The sequence below is a fragment of the Labrenzia sp. R5_0 genome (assembly GCF_017743835.1).
GTDB lineage: Bacteria > Pseudomonadota > Alphaproteobacteria > Rhizobiales > Stappiaceae > Roseibium > Roseibium algicola.
The window spans coordinates 1,400,551-1,421,376 of sequence record NZ_JAGHRK010000002.1; the positions used below are offsets into that span (position 1 = coordinate 1,400,551).

Annotated in this window: 15 protein-coding genes; 9 read left to right on the forward strand and 6 right to left on the reverse strand. The window is 60.6% G+C overall.

The features are described from left to right. Nucleotides 1-169 precede the first annotated feature (169 nt). A complete protein-coding gene (locus J7447_RS15260) occupies nt 170-2,071 on the forward strand; it encodes a beta-galactosidase (protein WP_209170104.1) in 1,902 nt (633 codons plus the stop codon). Between the two features lie 208 nt (nt 2,072-2,279). Here J7447_RS15260 and J7447_RS15265 read toward each other — a convergent pair whose 3' ends face one another. The 5 genes from J7447_RS15265 to iolG all read right to left on the reverse strand — a co-directional run bounded on the left by J7447_RS15265 (nt 2,280) and on the right by iolG (nt 8,113). Continuing rightward, nucleotides 2,280-2,957 (reverse strand): DsbA family oxidoreductase, encoded by a 678-nt coding sequence (locus J7447_RS15265; protein WP_023003012.1) that lies wholly within the window; start codon nt 2,955-2,957, stop codon nt 2,280-2,282. Between the two features lie 154 nt (nt 2,958-3,111). Next, nucleotides 3,112-5,001: a monovalent cation:proton antiporter-2 (CPA2) family protein gene (locus tag J7447_RS15270; protein WP_209170105.1), complete on the reverse strand. Its 1,890-nt coding sequence runs from the start codon at nt 4,999-5,001 to the stop codon at nt 3,112-3,114. Continuing rightward, nucleotides 5,001-5,618, reverse strand: coding sequence for an NAD(P)H-dependent oxidoreductase (locus tag J7447_RS15275; RefSeq protein ID WP_205838377.1), 618 nt, complete (start codon nt 5,616-5,618; stop codon nt 5,001-5,003). The genes J7447_RS15270 and J7447_RS15275 overlap by 1 nt, the downstream gene beginning before the upstream one ends. A gap of 187 nt (nt 5,619-5,805) precedes the next feature. Next, the gene (locus J7447_RS15280; protein WP_209170106.1) at nt 5,806-6,939 is read right to left on the reverse strand and encodes a Gfo/Idh/MocA family oxidoreductase; all 1,134 of its coding nucleotides are present in this window, start codon (nt 6,937-6,939) and stop codon (nt 5,806-5,808) included. 175 nt (nt 6,940-7,114) lie between these two features. Next, nucleotides 7,115-8,113: an inositol 2-dehydrogenase gene (iolG, locus tag J7447_RS15285; RefSeq protein ID WP_023003008.1), complete on the reverse strand. Its 999-nt coding sequence runs from the start codon at nt 8,111-8,113 to the stop codon at nt 7,115-7,117. A 117-nt stretch (nt 8,114-8,230) separates the two neighbouring features. Here iolG and J7447_RS15290 point away from each other — a divergent pair, with 117 nt between their 5' ends. The 8 genes from J7447_RS15290 (at nt 8,231) to iolB (ending at nt 17,985) form a co-directional block, all read left to right on the forward strand. Next, on the forward strand, nt 8,231-9,097 hold the full coding sequence (locus tag J7447_RS15290; protein ID WP_077291829.1) for a MurR/RpiR family transcriptional regulator: 867 nt from the start codon (nt 8,231-8,233) through the stop codon (nt 9,095-9,097). A gap of 145 nt (nt 9,098-9,242) precedes the next feature. Further along, entirely contained in the window at nt 9,243-10,184 is a 942-nt protein-coding gene (locus J7447_RS15295; RefSeq protein ID WP_023003006.1) for a sugar ABC transporter substrate-binding protein, read from the forward strand. A 169-nt stretch (nt 10,185-10,353) separates the two neighbouring features. After that, nucleotides 10,354-11,481: an ABC transporter permease gene (locus tag J7447_RS15300; protein ID WP_055656387.1), complete on the forward strand. Its 1,128-nt coding sequence runs from the start codon at nt 10,354-10,356 to the stop codon at nt 11,479-11,481. 1 nt (nt 11,482) lies between these two features. Further along, nucleotides 11,483-12,262: an ATP-binding cassette domain-containing protein gene (locus tag J7447_RS15305; RefSeq protein WP_023003004.1), complete on the forward strand. Its 780-nt coding sequence runs from the start codon at nt 11,483-11,485 to the stop codon at nt 12,260-12,262. A gap of 28 nt (nt 12,263-12,290) precedes the next feature. Continuing rightward, complete coding sequence (gene iolC, locus J7447_RS15310; RefSeq protein ID WP_209170107.1) at nt 12,291-14,249, forward strand: 5-dehydro-2-deoxygluconokinase; 1,959 nt, start codon at nt 12,291-12,293, stop codon at nt 14,247-14,249. Next, nucleotides 14,246-16,087: a 3D-(3,5/4)-trihydroxycyclohexane-1,2-dione acylhydrolase (decyclizing) gene (gene iolD / locus J7447_RS15315; protein ID WP_209170108.1), complete on the forward strand. Its 1,842-nt coding sequence runs from the start codon at nt 14,246-14,248 to the stop codon at nt 16,085-16,087. The genes iolC and iolD overlap by 4 nt, the downstream gene beginning before the upstream one ends. A 201-nt stretch (nt 16,088-16,288) precedes the next feature. Further along, nucleotides 16,289-17,185 carry a myo-inosose-2 dehydratase gene (gene iolE, locus J7447_RS15320; protein WP_209170109.1) on the forward strand — a complete coding sequence of 299 codons (897 nt, stop codon included), beginning with the start codon at nt 16,289-16,291 and terminating at the stop codon, nt 17,183-17,185. Continuing rightward, nucleotides 17,182-17,985, forward strand: coding sequence for a 5-deoxy-glucuronate isomerase (gene iolB / locus J7447_RS15325; protein ID WP_075284837.1), 804 nt, complete (start codon nt 17,182-17,184; stop codon nt 17,983-17,985). Before iolE ends, iolB begins: the two co-directional genes overlap by 4 nt. Nucleotides 17,986-18,196: 211 nt before the next feature. Here the strand turns inward: iolB and J7447_RS15330 are convergent, their stop codons facing one another. Continuing rightward, nucleotides 18,197-20,629 carry a methyl-accepting chemotaxis protein gene (locus J7447_RS15330; RefSeq protein ID WP_209170110.1) on the reverse strand — a complete coding sequence of 811 codons (2,433 nt, stop codon included), beginning with the start codon at nt 20,627-20,629 and terminating at the stop codon, nt 18,197-18,199. Nucleotides 20,630-20,826: the final 197 nt, after the last annotated feature.

The following is a 20,826-nucleotide window of genomic DNA, read 5'->3' on the forward strand; positions in this document are numbered from 1 at the left end:
GCCGTCCATCTCCCGGGCCAAGTTTTGGGAGCACCGGGACAAAATGCAAGTTCAGTGGACCTTTGAAGGGTCCTCAGGCCCCGCCTTTGCGGGGGATAACACGGAATATGCGGCAACGCTTCACCATCCGGATGAGCGTTGCCGAACCATCAAGCAGTGAGCATCCATCATGAAACGCACTCTCGGCACCTGCTATTATCCGGAACACTGGCCGGAAGAAATCTGGGAAGCTGATGCCCGCCGGATGGCCGAGACCGGGCTGACATGGATCCGCATCGGTGAATTCGCCTGGTCGCGCCTCGAGCCCCGCCCTGGTGACTTGCACTTCGAGTGGCTGGACAGGGCCATCGAGACCTTGGGCCGTGCCGGGTTGAAGGTCGTTCTCGGCACACCGACCGCAACGCCGCCGCGCTGGGTTGTCGACAAGCATCCGGACATGGTCGCCGTCGATGCCAACGGCAATCCCCGCAAGTTTGGTTCCCGCCGCCACTACTGCTTTTCGCACGAGGGCTTTCGGCAGGAGAGCGACCGGATCGTGAAGCTTGTCGCCGAGCGCTACGGCAACAATCCGCATGTCGCCGCCTGGCAGACCGACAACGAATATGGCTGCCACGACACGATTCTCTCCTATTCGGATGCTGCGCGAAAAGCGTTCCGGGTCTGGCTGAAGGGCCGCTACGGCTCCATCGAGGCGCTCAACCGCGCCTGGGGCAACGTGTTCTGGTCTATGGAGTATCTCTCCTTTGACGAGATCGACCTGCCGAACCTGACCGTAACCGAACCAAATCCCTCGCACACGCTTGCCTTCCGGCGGTTCTCCTCCGATCAGGTGGTTACCTTCAACAAGCGCCAGGTCGATATCATCCGGGCGCATTCCAGCGCACCGATCAGCCACAACTACATGGGCCGGGTAACTGATTTCGACCACTTCAAGGTCGGCGACGATCTCGAGATCGCGACATGGGACAGCTACCCGCTCGGTTTTCTGGAAGACCGTGTCGGCGCGGATGACGCCCATCAGCGGGCCTTCATGCGCCAGGGCGATCCGGACTTCCAGGCCTTCCACCACGATCTCTACCGTGCCGTTGGCAAGGGCCGCTGGTGGGTGATGGAACAACAGCCGGGACCGGTGAACTGGGCCCCCCACAATCCTGCTCCTCTGCCGGGCATGATGCGGCTTTGGGCCTGGGAGGCTTATGCCCATGGGGCCGAGGCCGTGTGCTATTTCCGTTGGCGACAAGCGCCTTTCGCGCAGGAACAGATGCATGCCGGCATGCTGCGCCCGGACAATGCCGATGCACCGGCACTGCTCGAAGCCCGCAAGGTCGCCGACGAATTGCGCGACGCGCCTGATGTCTCGGCCCCACAGGCACCTGTTGCACTGATCTTCGACTATGACGCGGATTTTGCCTGGACCACCCAGCCGCACGGCAAGGAGCTTTCCTATTTCCAGCTTGTTTTCGACACCTACAAGGCGCTGCGCAAGCTCGGGCTTTCGGTCGATATCCTGCGCGGCGAAACCCGCGACTTTTCCGGCTACAAGATCGTTGCCCTGCCTGGCCTGATCTACGTGCCGCAGGACCTGAAACAGGTGCTTGCGGAAACCGAAGCGCTGGTGGTGATGGGCCCGCGCACAGCCGCCCGCAACGCCGACATGGTCATTCCCGTGCCATTGCCACCAGACATGCCCGGGCTTGATCTTGCAGTCTCGCGGGTCGAAAGCCTGCGCCCGGACATGCCGATGCCGCTCAAGGGCGGTGGCACCTTCACCGGCTACCGCGAGGAACTGGAAGGTGCTGGCGAAGTCATCCTGGAACTGGAAGACGGCCAGCCCGCCGCCTACCGCCAGGAACATCTCGTCTATGTCGGTGGCTGGGGTGACGAAACCGTGCTGAAGCGCCTCTACACCATGCTGTGCGAAGAAGCCGGGATCGACACGCTCGACCTTGCCGGCGGTGTCCGCTGCCGTGTGACCGATGGCCTGAGGATCTGGACAAATTACGGCGCCGAACCTGCCGACACACCAGCCGGCCGGATCGAAGCTGCAGGAGTGTTGTTCGAAAAGCTGTAAGGCAAAGTTGGTTCTTCCCTGGGAGAAGTTAGATAACCGAACTCTTCCTCCTCCCCGTCATTGCAGGGCTTGTACCTGCAATCCATGCCGAAACAGTGCCGCAAACTGAGGCCTGTGGAGCGGGAACGGAACGGCGTGGATGCCATGGTCGAGCCATGGCATGGCGAAGATATTGGACGATCTACAGGTTATCTTTACGGCTGTTCCGTCAGGCCGCCTTGCCCTTCGTCAGTTCGGTGATGATGGCTGCGAAATTGTCGACGCCCTGTGCGCCTGATACCAGGTGCTGACGCTCGAAGATGACAGCCGGAACGCCGTGAATGCCGTTGCCGGTCCAGAAGGCTTCTTCCGCACGAACGGTTTCGGCAAAGCGGCCGTCTTCCAGAACGGCAAGGGCTTCGGCCCGGTTGAGACCAATGCTTTCGGCCACATCCGCCAGAACCTGATTGTCATTGAGGTCCTTCCGGTCGCCGAAATAGGCCTGGAACAGCGCCATCTTCAACTGGTGTTCCTTGCGGCTCTCACCGGCCCAATGGATCAGCTGGTGCGCCTTGAAGGTGTTCACCATGCGCATGTCGTCGGTGAAGTTGAACTCGAAACCAAGGCTCGCGCCAAGGTCCGTCAGCCGGTCCCGCGCCGCCTGGGACTGCTCCGCGCTGGAGCCGTATTTGCGCATGATGTGTTCGCGCAGGTTCTCTCCCTCGGCAGCCATATCCTGATTGAGTTCAAAAGGATGCCATTTGATGGCGGCCGTAACGCCGGTCCGTGCGATCGCCTGTTCGAGCTGCTTGAAGCCGACGATGCACCACGGACAGACGACATCGGAAACAATGTCGATCTGCAACACATCATCGAGGTCGGTTGTGTCGGTGTCTTGCGAAGTCATGATTGGTTCCTGTTCCGGCGCAGTCAGCCGCGTGTCTGGCTGGCGCCATTGTCTGTCTTGCCCCGCATATAGGAGCCGCTGCCAGCCGGGAAAAGGCAGTGGTTACCACCGGGAAACCTCATTCTTTTGTCGGAACGCTGCTTTCCACCTCCCGTCAGAGCGTCGCATCGCCCTTTGGGGGAGGTGTCCAGCCACGCTCCGATCCTTCAGGGCGATCACCGCCCCTGTCGACTTGCATGATTTCGAACAGGGTTTCGGAATGCGCCCGCATGGCATCGATATAGGAAGTGTCGACGCCACCGTCGTTGAAATTCTCGCGAAGGTCATCGAGCATCGCAATGTCGTGATGACGGAATTCCCGCGCCTTGGTGCGCGCCCGGAACGGATGATAGCCCAGCTCGGTCAAGGCCTGGCGCCCAAGCGCCAAGGCCCCTTCGAAGACCTCTCGCTCGGCACAATGAGCACCGGCATTTTCCAGTTCGTAGACGTGATGCCGGTCGCGGGCACGGGCGAGGATCCGGACATTCGGATAGGTCTTGGCAACGTGTTCCACCAGTTCGGTCTGCTTGTCGCGATCATCTAGCGCGGCAACGAAGAGGTCGGCATCGTCCAGCCCGGCACCGTGCAGAAGGTCCGGCCGGGTCGCATCCCCATAGAAGGTTCGAATGCCTATCCTGCGCAGATTTTCAATCGTCTGCGGGTCATGATCGAGAATGATCACGTCATAGCCACTGGTCAGCAGCAGTCGCGAGACGATCTGGCCGAACCGGCCCATGCCCGCGACAACGACCCGGCCGCGCCTGTCGATGACATCCGGTTCCCGATCCGCTTTCGCCAGAGCCCGTGGAGCGACGATTTTTTCGTAGAAGATGAACAACGCGGGTGTCAGCAGCATGGAAATCGCCACCACCAGGGTCATGGTCTTGATCAGCGATGGTTCCAGCACCCCGCTGCCCGAGGCAAATCCGAACAGCACGAAGGCGAACTCCCCTGCCTGTGCCAGCCCGAGCGCGAACAGCCATCGATCTGGCCCGGTGAGGCGAAAGAGGGCTGCAAGCAGGAACAGCACCAGAAACTTGACTGCCATCAAGCCGAGCGCGAGTCCAAGGATCGATAAAGGGGCACCGAACAGAAGATCGAAATCGATCCCCGCCCCGACCGTCAGGAAGAACAGGCCAAGCAACAGGCCCTTGAAGGGTTCGATATCGCTTTCCAGCTCATGACGATAGTCGCTGTCGGACAGAACAACCCCGGCAAGGAAGGTTCCGAGTGCCGGCGACAGACCGACAAAATCCATGACCAGGGCAATGCCGATAACCAGCAGCAGCGCAGTTGCTGTGAAGATTTCCCGCAGGCGCGCTTCGGCTATGAACCGGAAGACAGGCCGTAGCAGATGACGCCCTGCCAGAATGATGGCGGCAATAACAGCCAGAATGACAAGAGCCTGTGCCCAGCCCGGCAAGGCCGCCAGAGCTTCACCACCATGACCGGCACTCTCGCCATGCCCATCCCCGGCTCCTTCCCCGCCATGGCCACTGATGGCAAGCAACGGAAGAAGCGCCAGCATCGGGATGACCGCGATATCCTGGGTCAGCAATACCGAGAAGGAACTCTGCCCACCTTGCGTTTTCAGCCAGCCTTTCTCGTTGAGGGTCTGCAAGACGATGGCCGTGGAGGAGAGCGACAGGATCATGCCGAGCGCCAAAGCGCTCTGCCAGTGAAGACCGAACGCCAGACCGGCCGCGGCAAAGACGAGCGCTGTCCCGACAACTTGCAGTCCGCCGAGCCCGACAAGCTGCTGGCGCATTTTCCAGAGCATGGCGGGCTGCAATTCCAGCCCGACCAGGAACAGCATCATCACTACGCCGAATTCTGCAAAATGCTGCACGTCGGCCGCTTCCGACCCGACGATGCCGATGACAGGCCCGATCACCACACCGGCGATCAGATAACCGAGCACGGAGCCAAGGCCGAGCCGGTTGGCAATCGGCACCGCGATGACGGCCGCGCACAGATAGACGAAGGCTTCGCTGAGCAGCGCCATCAAACCGTCTCCCCTGCCAGCAGGAACGCATCCAGGTCATCCGGCAGGACCGGCGCTGCGGCCGCCTTTGCAAGATCCAGCTGATCGCGGACCAAAGCATTCAGAAGCTTTCCATAGGCATGGCGGTGGACCTCAAAGCGGTTTTCCTCCAGTGCCCGCCCGGCCCCGAACAGCGCAAAGGGCGCAAGGTAGCGCATGCCGCACAGATCCGCCGTTTTTTCGAATGGGCCCAGCAAGCTGCGCAACTCGGCATGGTTCATGCCCGTTTGCGAATAGGCATCCGGTTTGGCACCGGTCGTGACCGCGTTCAGAAACACCTTGCCATGCAATGCCTTGCCGGCATGACCATAGGCAAAGCCATGTTCCAGCACGAGATCCTGCCACTCCTTCATGATGGCGGGTGCCGAATACCAGTAAAGCGGATGCTGGAAGACAACCACGTCATGAGCCCGCAGGCGGTCCTGTTCCCGGTCGATATCGATGCTGAAATCCGGATAGTCCGCATAAAGATCGACGGTGGTGATCTCCTTGATCGACCGCGCGGTTTCAAACAGCGGCAGGTTCACCTCCGACCTGTGCGGTCGTGGGTGGGCAAAGAAAACGATTACCTTGGCCAAGAGGATCTCCCGGATCTGAGTAAGCCCGCAGAGCCGGCAAGGCCTGCCGGGCACGGCGGACCAACGGTCTGTATTCTCAAGAGTTTATAGGGATCATCCGCAACAGATAAAGGGCGCGAACAGGAACCGGCCTGTTCGCGCCCATTGAACAATAAAGTGAGCGATAGACAGTTGGATGCTGTCGGCGTCAGTCCGCCCTGGCAACCCGCACCCGGGTGCCCGTCTCTCCGGCCTCGGCAATCGCATGAATGACCGCTTCAAAATGAAGCGCCTCCCGGAACGACGGCACGGCATTGCGCCCTTCGGAAATCGCCTTCAGGAACTCATGAACCTCTATCACCTTCAGATCGTTGAACCCGAGCTGATGGCCGGCGGCCGGAACGAATTGCCCGTACGGCGGATGAGCTGGCCCGCTGAGCAACGTCTTGAAACCCTGTTCGGCAAGCTCACCCCGGTTCTGGTAGAGACGGAGTTCGTTCATGCGCTCCTGATCGAAGGTGATCATGCCTTCCGTTCCATGCACCTCGAAGCCGATGTAGCTCTTGCGGCCCCAGGCACTGCGCGAGGTCGAGACAACACCATGGACACCGTTTTCGAAGGTCAGCAGCGCAGAAGCGATGTCTTCGTTTTCAACCGGACGCCGCTCGCTTGAGCCATTGCCCATGGGCCGTGTTTCATGAACCGTTCTTGTCTCCGCGACCAGGCTTTCGACCGGTCCGACGAGTGCGGTTGCGAGCGAAATCAGATGGCAGCCAAGATCGCCGAGCGTGCCGAGGCCGGCATCGGCCTTGGTTGCCCGCCAGGTCCAGGCGAGGTCCGGATCAGCCTGGTAGTCTTCATCGACCATTCCGCGAAAATGCACGATCCGGCCGATGGCGCCATCCGCGATGAGTTTGCGGGCATGCGAAATCGCCGGATTATGCAGGTAGTTGTAGCCGACGATTGTCTTCGCACCTGTTCTTTCGGCAACAGCCAGCATCTTTCTGGCGTCCTCCAGGCTAAGCGCCATCGGTTTTTCCAGATGCACATGTTTGCCGGCCTCGAGCGCGGCAAGCGCCATTTCCTTGTGCACCTTGTTGGGTGTGGTGATGCAGACGATATCGACCTTCGGATCCGCAATCAGATCTTTCCAGTCACTCGTTGCCCTTGCGAAGCCGAACTGGTCGGCAAAGGCTTCTGCCTTTTCTGCAGGAACATCGCACAGCACTTCCAGGCGGGTCGCCGGCACATCGCCGAACACCGCTTTCACCGAACCATAGGCAAGCGCGTGGCACTTGCCCATGAAACCGGTGCCGATCAATCCGATACCGAGACTTGTCATGTAATCCGATCCTCCCGGAGGTGACGAAGCGGACCGTTCCGCCCTTTAACCTCATCCTGAGGAAGCGCCTTGGCGCTGTCTCGAAGGATGGGCTGCTTGCTCATGAGTGTGCCGCCCATCCTTCGAGACGGACCAGACGGTCCTCCTCAGGATGAGGTCATAGTGGTTCTGACGCTTAAACCTCGTCCATGCCGACGGCGCGGCGTTCGGCGATGGACTTGAGGGCAGCTTCAGCCAGGGCGAGTGCCTTCAATCCGTCCTCGCCACTCGGTGACGGCGCAGTACCGGTTTCGATAGCCTCGACGAAAGCGGTGATTTCAGCCGCATAGGCTTCCGTGTAGCGGGTCATGAAGAAATCATGCAGCGGCGGACGGGTGTACCCGGCTTCGGTTGCCACTTCGATGGATACCGGACGCTGGTTTTCCGCACTCACCACACCCTTGGAGCCATGCACTTCGATGCGCTGGTCGTAGCCATAGGTTGCCCGGCGGGAATTGGAGATGGAGCATTGCTTGCCGGACGCCGTCGTCAGCACCACCATCGCGCTGTCGTAATCGCCGAGCTTGCCGATTTCCGGATCGACCAGAACCGACGCGGTCGCGTAGACGGTCGTGACTTCATCGCCGAGCAGGAACCGGGCCATGTCGAAATCATGGATGGTCATGTCACGGAAGATGCCGCCGGACGACGTGATGTAGGATGGCGGCGGTGCACCCGGATCGCGCGAGGTGATCTGCACCATTTCCACGTCGCCGATCCGCCCTTCGTCAATGGCTGCGCGCACGGCGCGGAAATGCGGATCGAAACGGCGGTTGAACCCCAACATCAAGGTTGCGCCAAGGTCTTCTACCGTCTTCAGGCAGGCTTTCACCCGGTCCAGCGACAGATCGACCGGCTTTTCGCAGAAGATCGCCTTGCCTGCGCGTGCGAACTTCTCGATCAGATCGGCATGGGTGTCGGTCGGCGTGCAGATGATCACTGCGTCGACATCCCCGGCGGCAGCGATCTCGTCGATCGTGCTGACACGTGCGCCATAGGCGGCTGCAAGCGTTTCGGCGGCTTCCGGGAAGGCGTCCGCAACAGCGACGAGCGTCGCACCGGCGGCCGCACCAACGGCCTTTGCGTGCACTTTACCGATACGTCCAGCCCCAAGCAGGGCGACATTGACGGCCATGATACTTCCTCCCGGATGACATGTGGCAGAGCGGTTTGAACCAGCGCTTGCCAATTTAGAATAAAAATTCCAAAATCATTTTCGACGGAATGTGTCAAGCCGGAAAAGAAGAAGACAATGAATGACGCCTCGCCCGATCCAGAAAATGAACCCAATCTCGCCACCGCCGAAATCCTTGCGCCGCCGCAGTCGATCGATGCGTTTTTTGCCCGGCTCGGCAGCACCGCCGAAAGACTGCCCAAGCGCCTGAAACAATTCGCGAACTACATCGCCGCCAATCCGGACAAGGTGGCGGTTTCCACGGTTGCCGAACTTGCCGAAGGCGCCGACGTTCAGCCGTCCGCCGTGATGCGTTTCTGCCAGGAAATGGGCTTTTCCGGCTTTTCGCAAATGCAGAAACTGTTCCGATCGGACTATTCTCAGAAATGGCCGGACTACGCCACCCGCCTCGCCAAACTGCGCGAGCACGGCACCGAGTCCCCTTCTGCGCTCCTGGCCGAATTCGTCGAGGTTGGCCGTTCTTCGCTGGAAAACCTGCTGACAACCGTCGACCCGACCGCGCTTCAACAGGCAGTCGATGTGCTGGCCCGTGCCGAAACGATTCACATGATCGGCTTCCGCAGGGCCTTCCCGGTCACGTCGTATCTTGCCTATGCCTTCGAAAAGATGGACGTGCCGGCGGTTCTCCATTCAGGCATCGCCAACATCAACATGGAACACCTGATCCGGCCGAACGACGCGGTCATCGCGGTGACCTTCGCCCCGTACACGGAAATGACCATCGACATGGCCACCAAGGCCCGTGCCAGCGGCGCTGACATTGTCGCGATTACGGATGTCGTGACCAGCCCGCTCGCACGCCTGAAAGCAATCCAGCTACTGGTCTCGGAACTGGACGTAGGCGCGTTCCGGGCGCTGTCCGCAAGTCTCTCCCTGGCCATTGCCCTGGCCGTTTCCGTGGGGGCCCAACGGAACAGGCTGTGATCTTTCTGGAAAAAATCTGTTGCGCTTCGATAAAAATGGAATTTATATTCCAAATGCGGCAACGGCGATCCCGAGCCGCCACAGACTTCTGATGACGCGGGTGGGATTGTTCGAGGCCCGCGGTCCACGTTCTGGGAGGAACACCATGAAGAAGACACTTATCGCAATGGCGGCTGCCGCCGTTGCCTTTACCGGCCTTGCCGCTCCGGCCTCCGCTGATGGCGAACGTTTCGTTCTGGTCAGCCATGCACCGGACAGCGACAGCTGGTGGAACACGATCAAGAACGCCATCACCGTTGCCGGTGGCCAGATGGGCGTTGAAGTGGAATACCGCAACCCGCCGACAGGCGATCTTGCCGACATGGCTCGCATCATCGAACAGGCTGCTGCGTCCAACCCGAACGGCATCATCGCGACGATCGCCGACTACGACGTTCTGAGCGGCCCGCTGTCCAACGCGGTTGCCAAGGGCATTCCGGTCATCACCATCAACTCCGGCACTGAAGAGCAGTCCAAGAAAATCGGCGCTCTGATGCATGTCGGCCAGCCGGAATACGATGCCGGCAAGGGTGCAGGTGAAAAGGCCAAGGCGGCCGGCGTCACCAGCTTCCTTTGTGTGAACCACTACATCACCAACCCGGCTTCGGTTGAACGTTGCCAGGGCTATGCTGATGCACTGGGCGTCGAACTGGGCGGCCAGATGATCGACAGTGGCCAGGACCCGGCTGAAATCAAGTCCAAGGTCATGGCCTACCTGCAGGGCAACCCGGACACCAATGGCGTCCTGACCCTCGGCCCGACCTCTGCGCATCCGACGCTGGCTGCGCTGGAAGACATGGGCAAGTCCGGCACCATCCACTTCGGTACCTTCGACCTTTCCGGCGAAATCGCTGAAGCCATCAAGGGTGACGTGATTGCCTTTGCCATCGACCAGCAGCCTTACCTGCAGGGCTACCTGCCGGTCGTCATCCTGACGAACCTGGCTCGTTACGGCGTGGTTCCGGGCAACTCCATCAACTCCGGCCCGGGTTTCGTGACCAAGGGCAACATTGCCCTGGTGGAAAAATACGCCGGCGAATACCGCTAAGCTGAAGGGCCGCCAGGCGCGGCCCTGTGGAGAGGCGGCCTTCCGCCTCTCCCTTGCAACTGACACGCTCGCGCACCCCGAAGGGTAAGCGCTGAATTCCAGAACACTGTTCTGCGGCCGGGCCGCATACTGGACGCGGCCGGCCACCCCGGCACGCAGGAGGAGACCTATGGCTGAGACACAATCGGCAGCCGCCCCTCGGAAAGACGAGCGCATCCGCGAAATGTCGCCCATGCGCAAGGCCCTGATCCGCCCGGAGCTGGGCGCGATCTGCGGCACTATTCTCGTATTCATGTTCTTCCTCGGCATCGCCAGCGACAGCGGCATGTTTGCCCCGGAAGGCATCATCAACTGGGGCACAGTCTCTGCCCAGTTCGCCATCATCGCCGTCGGCGCCTGCCTTTTGATGATCGCGGGAGAGTTCGACCTCTCCGTCGGCTCGATGATCGGCTTTTCCGGCGTCATCATCGCGCTCTTCACTGTTCAGTGGGGGTTCCCCGCATGGTTCGGTATCCTGGTCGCATTTGCCATGGCGCTGGCCATTGGCGGGCTCAACGGATACCTGGTCATCAAGACCGGCCTGCCCTCCTTCATCGTCACCCTCGCCTTCCTCTACATTCTGCGCGGTCTGACGATCTTCATTTCCATCGCCACCACCCGCAAGACCATCATCGGCGGCGTGCGTGAAGCGGCGGAAGGTGATCCCATCGCATGGCTTTTCGGCGGCAAGGTCTTTTCCGGCCTCTTTGTCTGGCTGGCCGATCTCGGCATTGTCGGCAAGTTCGTCGCCGGTCCGAAAGCAGGACTGCCGGTGGTCGAAGGCATTCCGATGCTGATGATCTGGGCAATCATCCTGATCGTGTTCGGCCATGTCCTGCTCACCCGCACCCGCTTCGGCAACTGGATCTTCGCCGCCGGTGGCGACGCCCAGGCAGCGCGCTATGTCGGCGTACCCGTGAACCGGGTCAAGATCCTGATGTTCATGTTTTCCGCCTTCTGCGCCACTATTTTCGCCACCTGTCAGGTGATGGAATTCGGCTCGGCCGCAGCCGACCGCGGCCTCTTGAAGGAATTCGAAGCCATCATTTCCGTGGTGATCGGCGGCGCACTTCTCACCGGCGGCTACGGTTCGGTGGTAGGCGCGGCGCTTGGCGCACTGATCTTCGGCGTCGTTCAGCAAGGCCTCTTCTTCGCCGGGGTCGAAAGCTCGCTTTTTCGGGTTTTCCTCGGCGTTATCCTGCTGCTCGCCGTGATCCTCAACACCTATATCCGCCGCATGATCACGGGGGAACGCTAAGATGTCCGACAACCTCATCGAACTCGTCGATATCGAAAAACACTTCGGCCCGGTGATCGCCCTCAACGGTGTCTCCGTTTCCGTCAAGGCCGGCGAATGCCACTGCCTTCTGGGCGACAACGGCGCGGGCAAGTCCACCTTCATCAAAACCATGTCCGGCGTCCACAAGCCGACCAAAGGCAAGATCCTGATGGAAGGCAAGGAAGTCAGCTTCAACAGCCCGCGGGACGCCATGGAAGCCGGCATCGCGACCGTCTACCAGGACCTGGCGATGATCCCGCTGATGTCGGTGACCCGGAACTTCTGGATGGGCCGCGAACCGCAAAGGCGCTTCGGCCCGTTCAAGTTCTTCGATTTTTCCGAAGCCAACGAAGTCACCATGACCGAGATGGCCAAGATGGGCATTCACCTGCGCTCGCCTGACCAGGCGGTCGGCACATTGTCGGGCGGTGAACGCCAGACGGTCGCCATCTCGCGCGCCGTCTTCTTCGGGGCCAAGGTGTTGATCCTCGACGAACCGACATCTGCCCTGGGTGTGCGCCAGACCTCCAACGTGCTGGCGACGATCGACAAGGTCCGCCAAAAAGGCATCGGTGTTGTCTTCATCACCCACAACGTGCGCCATGCCATGGCCGTGGGCGACAGGTTCACGGTGCTCAACCGCGGCAAGACGCTTGGCACCGCAGAGCGCGGAGACATAAAAGCGGAAGAACTTCAGGACCTGATGGCCGGTGGCCAAGAACTGGCGGAACTGGAAGGTTCCCTCGGCGGCACCATCTGACGGGCTGAATCAAAAACGGAATGTGCACGTGAAGAAACTCGATGTCATCACGATAGGCCGCTCGTCGGTCGACCTCTACGGAGCCCAGGCTGGCGGCCGTCTGGAGGACATGGCGTCCTTCAACAAGTATATCGGCGGCTCGCCCACCAACATGGCCTGCGGCACGGCTCGGCTCGGCCTGAAATCCGCGCTGATCACCCGTGTCGGTGACGAACACATGGGCCGTTTCATCCGCGAGGAACTGGAACGGCACGGTGTCGACACACAAGGCGTGATCACCGACAAGGAGCGGCTCACTGCGCTCGTGCTGCTCGGCATCCGCGACCAGGAACAGTTCCCGCTGATCTTCTACCGCGAGAACTGCGCCGACATGGCTCTTGGCGAAGATGATATCGATCCCGCGTTCATTGCCTCGGCCAAGGCCGTGGTCGCCACGGGCACTCACCTCAGCCATCCGCAGACGGAAGCTGCCGTTCTGAAGGCACTGAGGCTTGCCCGCGAAAACGGCAGCCGTACCGCGCTCGACATCGACTACCGCCCCAACCTCTGGGGTCTGTCGGGGCACGGCGACGGCGAGAACCGCTTCATTGCCTCCGACAAGGTGACGGCCAAGCTGCAATCGAGCCTGCATCTGTTCGACCTGATCGTGGGTACGGAAGAAGAATTCCACATTGCCGGTGGAACCACGGACACGGTCGAGGCGCTGCGCAACGTGCGCAAGGTGTCGGGTGCGACGCTGGTCTGCAAGCGCGGGCCAATGGGGGCAACCGCCTTCGAAGGCGCGATCCCCGACAGCCTCGACGACGGCATTTCCGGCCCTGGCTTCCCGATTGAGGTGTTCAACGTTCTGGGGGCCGGCGACGGCTTCATGTCCGGGCTGCTGAAAGGCTGGATCACCGGCGAGGACTGGGTCACGGCCCTGACCTATGCCAACGCATGCGGCGCGTTTGCCGTCTCTCGGCACGGCTGCACACCGGCCTATCCGAGCTGGGAGGAACTGCAGTTCTTCCTGAAACGGGGCGTGAAGGACAAGGCCCTGCGCAAGGACCCGGAACTGGAACAGATCCACTGGTCCACAAACCGGCATCGGCTGCACGGCGGCAACTGGTCGACCATGCGTGTCTTTGCCTTCGACCACCGTATTCAGCTCGAACAGATGGCCGATACGGCCAACGCCGGTCACGAGCGGATCGGATCGTTCAAGAAACTCTGCCTCGACGCGGCCCTTTCGGTCGCGGACGGCCAGCCGGGCTATGGCATTCTGTGCGACAGCCGACACGGCCGCGAGGCGCTTTATCGGGCCGCCGGAACCGGGCTTTGGATCGGTCATCCGGTGGAGTGGCCTACCTCCCGGCCACTGACACTGGAACCGGAAATCGGTCCGGATTTCGGCGGCCTGGCCGAATGGCCGACGGAGCATGTGGTCAAGGTGCTGTGCTTCTATCATCCGCATGACACCGACGCGATGAAGGCCGAGCAGGAAGATGTCCTGAAGCGGCTGTTTGCCGCCTGCCGCCGCAACCGGCTTGAAATGCTTCTGGAGATCATCCCCTCCAAGGTTGGTCCGGTTGATGCCGACACCACGGCAGATATCATCCGCCGTTTCTACGAGATCGGCATCTATCCGGACTGGTGGAAGCTGGAACCCATGACCTCGGCAGAAGCATGGGCGAAGGCTTGCGACGCGATTTCCGAAAACGACCCTCACACCCGCGGCATCGTGGTGCTCGGCCTCGATGCCCCGGAAGAGGAACTGGCCGCGAGTTTTGCCGAAGCGGCCCGCTTCCCGCTGGTCAAGGGCTTTGCGGTCGGCCGCACCATTTTTGCCGAAGCAGCCCGCAAATGGCTGGCAGGTGAATTGACAGACGAAGCTGCCGTCGCCGACATGGTGAGCCGCTTCGCCCGCCTGTGCAGCATCTGGGACACGGCGCGCGCAGAAGCCGGAACCGAGGCACACGTCAACGAACTCCAGGGAATTTCCGCATGAGCACGATCCGTCTCACCGCCGCCCAGGCCATGGTGCGGTATATCTCCGCGCAGATGACCGAGGACGGCGAGCGTTTCATCGACGGCATCTGGGCGATCTTCGGCCATGGCAATGTTGCCGGTCTGGGCGAGGCGCTTGAGCAGGCCGGCAATGCCCTGCCGACCTGGCGCGGCCAGAACGAACAGACCATGGCCCATACGGCCATCGCCTATGCCAAGGCCAAGAAGCGCACACGGGCAATGGCCGTCACCTCGTCCATCGGCCCCGGCGCCACCAACATGGTGACCGCCGCAGCCCTTGCCCATGTGAACCGCCTTCCCGTTCTGCTGATCCCCGGCGATGTCTTTGCCAACCGCGCTCCGGACCCTGTCCTGCAGCAGGTGGAGGATTTCGACGACGGCACGGTCTCGGCCAATGACTGCTTCCGTCCCGTCTCGCGCTACTTCGACCGCATCAGCCGCCCGGAACACCTGCTGACGGCCCTGCCGCGCGCCTTCCGCGTGATGACCGACCCGGTCAATTGCGGCCCGGTGACCCTGGCGTTCTGCCAGGACACGCAGGCAGAAGCCTTCGATTATCCGGCAAGCTTCTTCGAGCCGAAGGTCTGGCGCATCCGTCGCCCGGAACCCGACAGCCGGGACATCACGGACGTTGTCGCCCTCATCAAATCCGCAAAGAACCCGGTTCTGGTTTGCGGCGGCGGCGTTATCTATTCGCAGGCCGAAGAAACTCTTGGCGCGTTTGCGACCAGGCACGGCATTCCAGTGATCGAGACCCAGGCGGGCAAGTCGGCGCTGGCGCAGTCTCATCCGATGAACTTCGGCACTGCCGGGGTCGACGGCTCGGCCTGCGCCAACGAGATCGCCGAAAGCGCAGACCTCGTCATCGGCATCGGCACCCGTTTCCAGGACTTCACCACCGGCTCCTGGGCGCTCTTCAAGGAACCGGGCCGCAAGCTCGTCTCCATCAACGTCCAGGGCTACGACGCCCTGAAGCATGGCGCGGTCGGTGTCATCGGCGATGCCAAGGTGTCGCTGGAGAAGATCTCAGCGGCCCTTGGCTCAGAGACAAAATCGGCTTTCAATCCGCAGTCCCGTCTTGACTGGCTGGCGAAGGTCGATGCCCACTGCAGTGCGCGGACCGATGTGCCTGAAGGCTACCTGCCGCTCGACGCCGAAGTTATCGGCACGGTGCAGCGGACATCTTCGGAAAAAACCATCGCCATGTGCGCGGCCGGCACCATGCCGGGCGCCCTGAAGCTTCTGTGGCAGGCGCCGCAGGGTGGCTATCACATGGAATACGGCTATTCCTGCATGGGCTACGAGATTGCGGGGGCTCTTGGAATCAAGCTGGCGCAGCCGGAGCGGGATGTCGTCTGCTTCGTCGGTGACGGGTCCTACATGATGGCCAACTCGGAACTTGCGACGGCCGTCATGCGGCGGGTGCCCTTCACGGTGGTGCTCACGGACAACCGGGGCTACGGCTGTATCAACCGGCTGCAAATGGGCACCGGTGGCAACCAGTTCAACAACCTCTATCAAAACTGCAACGTCGAGGCGCAGCCGGACATCGACTTCGTCGCCCACGCAGCCGCCATGGGCGCCCACGCGGTGAAGGCGAAAGACATCGCCGATCTGGAAGCGCAGATCCTCGCCTCGAAAGACCGGGCCATCCCGACCGTAATCGTCATCGATACGGACCCGATGCATGGGCCAGGCGAGAACGGTGGCGGTCACTGGTGGGACGTTGCCGTACCGGAGGTCTCCGAACGCGCCGAAGTCAACAAGGCCCGTGAGGGCTATGTCGACGCTTTGAAGCACCAGAATCTGGTCGATTGAGGGGAATGCAGAACACCAGCCCAGCTTTTCCACCCAGTCACACCTCATCCTGAGGAGGACCGTCAGGTCCGTCTCGAAGGATGGGCGGCATATACCGAACAAGTGGCCCATCCTTCGAGACAGCGCTGAAGCGCTTCCTCAGGATGAGGTTCGAAAGTTACGATCAACTCCAACGCTCCAATGCGTTACAGGACAACAGCCATGATCCTTTACGGCACCAACCCGATCGCCTGGGCCAATGATGACGACCAGACCCTTGGCGCACATATTCCGACTGAGCAGATCCTGTCGGAAGCTTCCGAAATCGGCTTCGACGGTATCGAGAACGGCCACCGCTGGCCCAACGACCCGGAAAAGCTGAAACAACTCCTCGGCGGCCATGGGCTCAAGTTCATTTCCGGCTGGTACTCGCTCAACCTGCTTGCCCAGTCGGTCGAGGCCGAAAAGAAGGCGATCCAGCCGCATCTGGACAAGTTGAAGCACAATGGCTGCAAGGTCTGCATTGCCTGCGAGACCTCCAACACCATTCAGGGCTCTCAGGTTGACATCAACACCAGCCCGGTTCTGACCGCAGAAGAGATGAAAGCCTTCGGCGCCAAGATCGAGGAACTCGCGGCCTTCTGCGCAAGCCAGGGCATCGACCTTGTCTACCACCACCACATGGGCACTGTGGTCGAGACACCGGCGGAAATCGACGCCTTCATGGATGCCACCGGCCCGGCGACCAAGTTGCTGTTTGATGCCGGTCATTGCTATTTTGGCAGCAATGGTCAGGATCCGGCGCCGGTTCTGGAAAAACACGCTGCCCGCGTGAAGCATTTCCATGCCAAGAACGTTCGGCCTGCCGTGATGAAGGATATCCGCGAAGACAAGAAGTCCTTCATGGACGGCGTCCGTGCCGGCGTCTTCACCGTACCGGGTGACGAGGAAGGCGGCGTTGATTTCAAACCTCTTCTCCAGATCCTGAAGGACACCGGCTACGAAGGCTGGATCGTTATCGAGGCAGAGCAGGACCCGGAAGTCCGCAATCCGTTCCAGTATCAGAGCCTCGGCCTCAAGACCCTCAAGCAACTCGCAAAGGAAGTGGATTTGACATGAGCCATCTTCTCGTCAAACCGTCCGGCACCTCCGGCAAGGTGCACGACATCACGCCTGAAAGCGCCAGGTGGGGCTATGTCGGCTTCGGCCTGTATCACCTGGAAGCGGGACAGTCGGCATCGGAAGAAACCGGTGACAAGGAAGTCATCCTTGTCCTCGTGGAAGGCAAGGCGTCGATTTCCGCTGGAGATGAAAGCTTTGGTGAGCTGGGCGACCGGATGAGCGTTTTCGAGCGCAAGAAACCGCATTGCGTCTATGTGCCCAACGGCAGCAGCTGGTCCGCAACGGCGACAACCGACTGCGTTCTGGCGGTCTGCACTGCCCCCGGCAAGGGCAACTACAAGGCCCGTGTGATCACGGACATCGGCCAGGTGGAACGCGGCAAGGGTGCGAACACCCGCTATATCCACCCGATTGCGATGGAAGAAAGCGATATCGCCGACAGCCTGCTGGTGACGGAAGTGTTCACGCCCCAGGGCAACTGGTCGTCCTACCCGCCGCATCGGCACGACGAAGACAATTTTCCGGACATGACCTATCTGGAAGAGACCTACTACCACCGCCTGAACCCGAAACAGGGTTTCGGGTTCCAGCGCGTTTTCACCGAGGACGGCGAGCTTGACGAGACGATGGCTGTTGCCGATGGCGACGTGGTGCTGGTTCCCAAGGGCCATCACCCCTGCGGCGCACCCTACGGCTACGAGATGTATTATCTGAACGTCATGGCCGGCCCGATGCGCAAGTGGCGCTTCCAGAACCATCCGGATCACGACTGGATTGCCCAACGGGACGCTGGGTAGGCTCAAGCAGCTGAGACTGAGCAAGTGGCCCATCCTTCAAGACGGGCCTTTGGCCCTCCTCAGGATGAGGATCGTGCATGGTGAGGACAGGGAAAAGGCGCCAACGGCACCGTTCCTTTCCCCCTCATCCGTCATCCCGGACGCGCCGGGGCCTTTCGTCAACAAAAAAGGGCGCCGACAGGCGCCCTTGTCGTTTGCTGAGATTGCCGTCTTAGGCGGCGATAAGAATGTGGCTTTCTGCTAGCTGTTCGGCGAATTCCACGCCGCAGCCTGCTCCTGTCTGGCGCACGACCTTGCCTTGCAGCACGGTGCCATCCAGGAATTCCAGCGTCATCCGTTCGCCGATCGGCAGGTCGGTCATATCCAGGATCTGCGCACCGGTGACGCTGACGTCGATCAGCTGCCCGGCACGCTTGCGGCCATCCGCGAAGGTAATTGCGACATCCTCGGAAATCGCCTTGCGCACCGAACGTCTCCGGTCCTCGACGTCCTTCGTGACGTCCGCCAGAAACTTCTCGACCTCGCGGGCAAGGCTGTCGCTTGCCTCCGAAACCAGGTCGGACGCAGTGTTGACCGATCCGGCTTCCGTCGACGTTTGTTCAACTGCACCGGAAACAGACGACATGCTGCTGGCTGCATTGCCTGTACTGTCGCTGGCCGAACGGGCCGAGCGCGCGATTTCCTGGTTTGCCGCCCGCTGTTCCTCGATAGCCCCTGCCACGGAACTGGTCAGGTTCTTGATGTCGGACACCTTCTCGGCAATGTGCTCGATGGCACCCGCTGCATCGCGAACCGAGGACTGGATGCCTGAAATCCGGCCGGAAATCTCGTCCGTCGCCTTGGAAGTCTGCTCTGCAAGCTGTTTGACTTCCGATGCCACGACCGCAAAACCGCGACCGGCTTCCCCCGCACGGGCTGCCTCGATCGTGGCATTGAGTGCCAGAAGGTTTGTCTGCTCGGCGATATCGCGAATGAGATTGACCACGCTGCCGATATGCTCGGCGGCTTCCGACAGCGTCTGAACGTTACGGTTGGTCTGTTCCGCCGCTTCCACGGTCTCCAGAACGATGCGGGTGGTGGCTTCGGTCTGGTTGGCGATTTCCTGAACCGTGGCCGTCATTTCTTCTGTTGCGGCGGCAACGGCGGCGACGTTTTCAGAAGCACTGATGGAGGCGTGGCCTGCCTGATCGGATTCAGACTTCGCATTTGATGCCAGGTCTTCCAGCGTTGTGGCAGCACCGCGCATCCGTTCCATCTGGTCGGACACGGTTGCCAGGCGATCAGTCATGATCGACTTGAAGTCCGTGATCACCCCTTCCAGGAAAGCCTGGCGCTGGCGTTCCCTGTCACGTTCGTTGCGGGCCTGGTCTTCAAGATGACGGCGCTGAATGGCGTTTTCCTTGAAAATCGCCACGGCCTTGAACATGTCGCCAATCTCGTCGCCACGCTCGGACCCGTCCGTCTCTACGCGTGTGTCCCCATCGGCAAGCCGGTTCATGGCGGAAACAACCTTGCCGATCGGCTTTGTGATAGAACGAGCGGCGAAAAAGCCAAGGGCAGCGGCAATCGCAAGCAAGGCGAGCCCGGCGAGGATCATCCGGTTGCGCATCGTTGTCACCGGCGCCATCGCTTCAGCGTAGGTCTGCATGGCGACGATGGCGAAGTTCTTGCCCTGGTAGGTGAATTTTTCGGCTTCAACGTCCATCAGCTTATCGCCGAAATAGGTATTCATGCCGAAGGCACTGCCTTCCGCGAAGGCCTTGTCGATGACAGGACCACTCAGTTCCGTAGCCAGAATATCGTTCTTGTCGGCAGTGAGCGGCGTATCGTTGCGCATCAGACGATCTTCACCGATCAAGGCCAAATCACCGCTTTTTCCGAGCCCGAGACTACTGGCCATAAGGGAATTGATCTTGTCGATCGGCATCTGGAAGGCCAGAACACCAACCGTTTCACCATTCGCGTGAATCGGGTGCGCCATGAAGCTGGCGGGGGCGTCGAAGCTCGGCTTATAGGCGGCAAAATCCTCAAAGGCGACTTCGTCCTCTGCGGTGATCGCCATCGCCTTGCGATAGACTTCGCCCAGATCAGTATCGGCCCACTGGCCACCACCCTTTTCGAAATTCGTGGCGTAATCCAGTTCCTTGAAGACCGTGTAGACGAGGTTGCCCTTGGCGTCGAACAGGAACACGTCGTAATAACCCTGGTCCTGCTGCAGTTTCCGGAACCAGGGGTGATATTTGGCGTGCACCTCGTCGTAAGCCGACCCGGTCTCGGCCCGGTCGAGCTTGTATTTCTCGCCGGTCGGATGCGGGTTGCCGGTGATATAGGCAGCTTGCAGTTCTTCCTGCGGATTACCGCCGGACATTTTCCAGAAATCCCAGACGGAGGCGAACTCCTGAACGGCAGCAGCTGTGCCCGGATGTTCTGCTGTCAGAACAAGTTCGCGCTCAATCGAATGCAGGTAAGCGAGCGTTTCCTGCTTGCCGGTGCCGGCAGCTGCCTTGAGACGTTCCACTGTCAGTTTGTTCACGCTGATGGAGGACGTCATGTAACTTGAAACACCGATCCCGATGCCAACCACCGCAGCGGCGCCCAAAACCAGCGCCGGAATCTTTTTCGACAAACGCATGCCTGAGAACATTCGTGCCCCCCTCAGATGGCCCATTCAGCCAACGATCAAAACCGAACGTAGGGTAAGGACAAGGAGCGAACGAAAGCTTAATTTCATCGCATAAAGTTATTTTCAGGCAAATAATGGCGAAAGAATTCGGAACAACCTTCAAATCATACTGTCAATATTCGCAATATATTCTCTTTTGGGTTGAGCGCCTTTTCTTG